A 5,206-nucleotide genomic window follows, 5' to 3' on the forward strand; every position below is an offset into this window, starting at 1 on the left:
TGATAAAAATTCTAAATAGAGTAAGTAAATTTGGAAGATTCATCATTGCCTATATCCTATGTTTGTGCTTTTACCATTATCGCCATTTTTGACAGGAAGTCAAAACTACATTGTGTTAATGCGTAGGTTGAAGATAAGAGAGCCAACGCTTTTCACATTTTTTAAAAATAAATATTAATAAGAATGTGATGACTAAATATAAACATGCGGCAATTAGGTAGGGTGTAAACTGCAAAAATGTTACATTTTTCATGCGATTAGCAGCGCCTAAAATATCCAAATTCGTTAAGGCGATGACAAATACTTGGGCCGTACCATGTAACATGAAAATTACTTCATTACTGTATGCAGGTAATGCGCGCCTAAATCCAGATGGAAAAATAACACGGTAGAAAATCTGCCATTTACTCATACCCATTGCAATAGCGGCTTCAATCTCACCTTTTGGTGTATTTTTGAATGACCCTTTGAAAATTTCAATCGTATAAGCGCATGTATTCATACTAAAAGCGATGATTGCACACCAATAAGGTTGTTTAACGATATTCCATAACCATGGGATTTGACGAAGTTCTGCCGAAAACTGTCCTAATCCATAATATAAAAGATAGATTTGAATGAGTAATGGTGTACCTCTAAAGAAATAGCTGAATGATGCAACGGGCGTAGAAATTAAAGGATTTCTAGATAATGCAGCAAATGCTAACGGTAGGGCAAAGACTAGGCCAATGAATGATGAAATGAATGTTAGCTGGAGTGTTACCCAAACACCATTGGCAAATAGCGGGGCATAATCTGCAAATAGACTATTCATAGTATGCTCCTGTTATAACCCCTTTAGAGAAGCGTTTTTCGAGCCATTTAACAACAATGATTGAAACAGATGTTAGTACAAGATAACCGATGGCAACTGTAATCAAGAATGTAAATGGAGCTCTGACAGATTGGCCACCCTTTAAAGCAATGGATACAAAGTCAGGTAGCCCAATCAATGAAATCAAAGCAGTAGCTTTCAATAATACTAACCAGTTGTTATTTAAACCGGGTAATGCAAAGCGTACTGCTTGAGGGATCACAATTTTAAATGAAACACGAACAGGAGACATGCCTAACGCTAATGCTGACTCACGCTGCCCTTTAGGAACAGCTAATAGCGCGCCTCTAAAGCTTTCAGCCATAAATGCACCAAACATAAATCCAATTGTTGTTACACCTGCAATGAATGGACTGATATCAATTTGATTGATGTTCATGGACTCTGTGATCTTGTTTAATAATGTTTGCATGCCAAAATAGAACAAGAAAATCAAAACAATATCAGGGATGCCACGAATAACGGTTGTGTAGGCGGTAACTGTACCACGAATAATTTTGGACTGACTAAAAGAACCTAATGCTGCCAATATTCCTAACATAACTGCCAAAATTAGTGATGTAATGCCTAGTTCAATTGTGAGAAGGAATCCTTCCCACAAAATTTGTTTATAGAGCAATACCAATTGGAATTGCTCTGTTACTGCGTTAAAAAATGACATTGGTTATTTTCCGAAGCTGTCTTTTAATGTTACGACTCGATTGAAAACCAATGAATCTTCTTTACGATCACGTGCAAAATAGCCTTCACGTTCAAATTGATAAGCAATTTCTAATGGTGCATCTTTCAATACAGGCTCAACTTTTGCATTTTTGATGATCAAGGAGTTAGGATTCACATAATCAAAAATTTCGCCTTCTTCACGGTCAGGATGTGGCACTGTGAATAATCTTTCATAACAGTTCACTTGTGCATCTACTGCATCTTTAGCCGAAACCCAATGAATTACACCACGTGCTTTGATGCCTTCAGCATTTTTACCTAAAGTATCAGGTACAATTTCAGCAATAACTTCGATGATATTGCCATCAGCATCTGCTTTGTAATCTGTTGCTTTGATGATATAAGCACCACGCAAACGAACATAATCACCTAAGATTAAACGTTTAAATTTCTTATCTTCAGTGGATAATACAAAGTCAGCCTGATCAATGTATAAAGTTTGAGAGAATGGCGTAATGCGTTTGCCCAAAGCTTCATTTTTAGGATGATTAGGTAATTCTAAATCCAAGTGTTCATCAAAGTTTGTTAATGTCACTAAAATTGGATCTAAAACGGCCATACGGCGTTCTGCTTTATCATCTAAAATGTCGCGCATACATTGTTCTAGTTGCTCCATTTCAATGGAGTTTTCAGATTTTGTTACGCCAATGCGTTCACAGAACAAATGTAATGCTTCAGGTGGGCAACCACGACGACGCAAGCCTGAAATTGTTGGCATACGTGGATCATCCCAGCCAGTTACAGTGCCTGATGTCACTAATTGTGTTAATTTGCGCTTGGACGTAATTGCATATTGTAAGCTCAAGCGAGAGAACTCATATTGATGAGGTTTCTTTTCAATTTCGCAATTATCAATACACCAATCGTATAATGGACGGTGATCTTCAAATTCTAATGTACAAATTGAGTGTGTGATGCCTTCAAAAGCATCGCCTAATGCATGTGCAAAGTCGTACATTGGATAAATGCACCAATCTGTACCTGTTTGGTGATGTTCAACATGACGAATACGATATAATGCTGGGTCGCGTAAATTCATATTCGGTGATGCCATATCAATTTTTGCACGTAAAATTTTAGAACCATCGGGAAACTCGCCTTTTTTCATACGTTCTAATAGATCTAAGTTTTCTTCAATAGAACGTTCACGGTAAGGTGAATTTTGGCCAGGTTCTGTTAATGTGCCACGCATTGCACGTAATTCTTCGGCAGAAGAATCATCTACGTAAGCTAAGCCTTTTTTAATGAGCAAAATTGCTTTGTCATAAAAACGTTGGAAATAGTCAGAAGCATAGCATTCTGCATGCCATTGAAAGCCTAACCATTCAACATCGGCTTTGATGGCAGAAACGAATTCTTGTTCTTCTTTACACGGATTCGTATCGTCAAAACGCAAGTTACATTGACCCTGGTAATCTTGAGCGATGCCAAAGTTTAAACAAATTGATTTTGCATGCCCAATGTGAAGGTAGCCATTCGGTTCTGGTGGAAAACGAGTATGGACTTCAGATGGGCTCTTATACTTACCAGTACTTAAATCATTGTCAATAATTTGACGGATAAAGTTGGTACGAATCACTTCTTCTGACATGAGTTCCCTTTAGTAGATAAAACTTATCGATAAACTGTGGAATTCTAGCATGTTTGCTTTCTATTTACGAGATTAAGATCAAGAAAGCTTGCAGCATAAAAATAGCCTCAAGTTTGAGGCTATTTTAAGGCAATTTATATAGAAAATTATTCTCTATGATTCATCATCAAAATCAATCAATTTTTTATGTCGACTGAGTAATAGATACATTGAAGGTACAATAAATACTGTTAATAATGTACCTAAACACAATCCACCAACGATAACCCAACCAATAGTTGAACGGGATTCAGCGCCTGCGCCTGTTGCTAATGCCAAAGGAATAGAGCCTAAAACCATTGCGCCTGTTGTCATTAAAATTGGACGTAAACGCAAACTTGCAGATTCGACGATGGCAGTTAATTTATCTTTGCCTGTATCTTGTAGCTGGTTAGCAAATTCAACCAATAATATGCCATGCTTGGTGATTAAACCAACTAACGTCACAAGTCCAATTTGGCTATAAATATTCATACTATTGCCTGTCAAATATAATGCAAGTAGAGCACCTAAAGCAGCTAATGGCACAGATAATAAAATAATGAAAGGGTCGATCCAAGATTCAAATTGAGCAGCCATTACTAAATAGATGAAGAGTAGGGCAAGTAGGAAAATTGCAATCATAGCATTGCCAGTGCTTTTGAACTCACGTGCACCCCCTGTGTAATCTAACATTGTATCGGGCATTACTTCTTTGATGGCATCTTCAACGATTTGAATACCGTCGCCTTGTGATATACCTTCAGCTAAGTTTGCAGAAATTGTGACGGAGCGGAGTTTGTTAAAGTGATTGAGATATTGTGGGGCAACAGTTTCACGGATAGTTACAAAGTTGGATAAAGGAATCATTTGATTTTTATCCGAACGAACATAAATATTTTTTAAATTTCTAGGTTCATTGCGGTTAGTAGGATCAACTTGAACTAAAACATCATACTGTTCTGAACCTTCTTTAAATCTTGTAATATTGCGTCCGCCCAAAGCAGTTTCTAAAGCTCTACCCACAGCATTAACGTCGATGCCTAATAGGGCTAATTTTTCTCGATCAACATCGACTTCTAGTTGAGGTGTATTGAGTCGAAGATTGTTATCAGGTGTTACTAATCTTGGATCATTGTTTAAATTTTGCATAATTTGTGTGACATATTGATCCAATTCTTCAAATGATGCAGTTGAGCGAATCACCACTTCTACTTCTTTTGAACGGCTATCTTGTCCTAAGGATTGTGGGTTGCTAGCGAAAACTCGTAAGCCTAACGCAATTTCTTTAAACTCTTGATTTAACCGCTGCACAATGGACATTTGTGATTCACTGCGTAGATCCCAATCTTCTAATGTAATATTGCCAATACCACCAGATGCAACACCTGATACCACAAAGATTGTTGCTTTAGGTAATTCTGTTAATAGCAAATCTTCTACCTCAGTGAAGTAACGATCCGTAAAATCAACTGTTGCGCCTTCAGGTGTGATGGCAGATATCCGAATAAATCCACGATCTTCAGTTGGTGCTAGCATTTGGGGTAACTGGTTATAGATTAAATAGCTGGCACCCACTGTGAAGAGCATTCCTATAATAATGAATAATGATTTTGGTAAAACCCAGCGTAAAATTTTGGTATAGCCATCAGTGAATGCAATGAACATATCTTCAATAATATTAAAGAGTTTGCCTTTTTTATCCTCTTCTTTAGCTTTGAGCAGGCGAGAACACATCATGGGGGATAGTGTTAATGCTGTAAAGCCTGAGATGATAACCGCAATGGACAGTGTGACCGCAAATTCTACGAATAATTTACCAATTCTGCCCTCTGTGAATGTTAAAGGTAAAAATACAGCTGCCAATGTGATGGTCATTGCAATGATAGCAAGGCCAATTTCCTTAGATCCTACAAAGGCCGCTTTGATGGGGGATAATCCAGTTTCAATATGCCTATGGATATTTTCTAGCATAACAATAGCATCATCCACAACTAATC

The 5,206-nt window shown here is 37.4% G+C and carries 4 protein-coding genes; all 4 read right to left on the reverse strand.

The features are described from left to right. Positions 1-115: 115 nt before the first annotated feature. On the reverse strand, positions 116-814 hold the full coding sequence (locus BZK14_RS00925) for an ABC transporter permease (protein WP_077924733.1): 699 nt from the start codon (positions 812-814) through the stop codon (positions 116-118). Beyond that, the gene (locus BZK14_RS00930; protein WP_077924734.1) at positions 807-1,535 is read right to left on the reverse strand and encodes an ABC transporter permease; all 729 of its coding nucleotides are present in this window, start codon (positions 1,533-1,535) and stop codon (positions 807-809) included. Before BZK14_RS00930 ends, BZK14_RS00925 begins: the two co-directional genes overlap by 8 nt. A gap of 3 nt (positions 1,536-1,538) precedes the next feature. Beyond that, positions 1,539-3,188: a glutamine--tRNA ligase/YqeY domain fusion protein gene (locus BZK14_RS00935; protein WP_077924735.1), complete on the reverse strand. Its 1,650-nt coding sequence runs from the start codon at positions 3,186-3,188 to the stop codon at positions 1,539-1,541. 153 nt (positions 3,189-3,341) lie between these two features. Then, positions 3,342-5,206: efflux RND transporter permease subunit (locus tag BZK14_RS00940; protein ID WP_143691251.1), on the reverse strand; the 1,865-nt coding region annotated here is incomplete at its 5' end.

It is taken from the genome of Wohlfahrtiimonas larvae (assembly GCF_002006755.1).
Taxonomy (GTDB): Bacteria; Pseudomonadota; Gammaproteobacteria; order Cardiobacteriales; family Wohlfahrtiimonadaceae; genus Wohlfahrtiimonas; species Wohlfahrtiimonas larvae.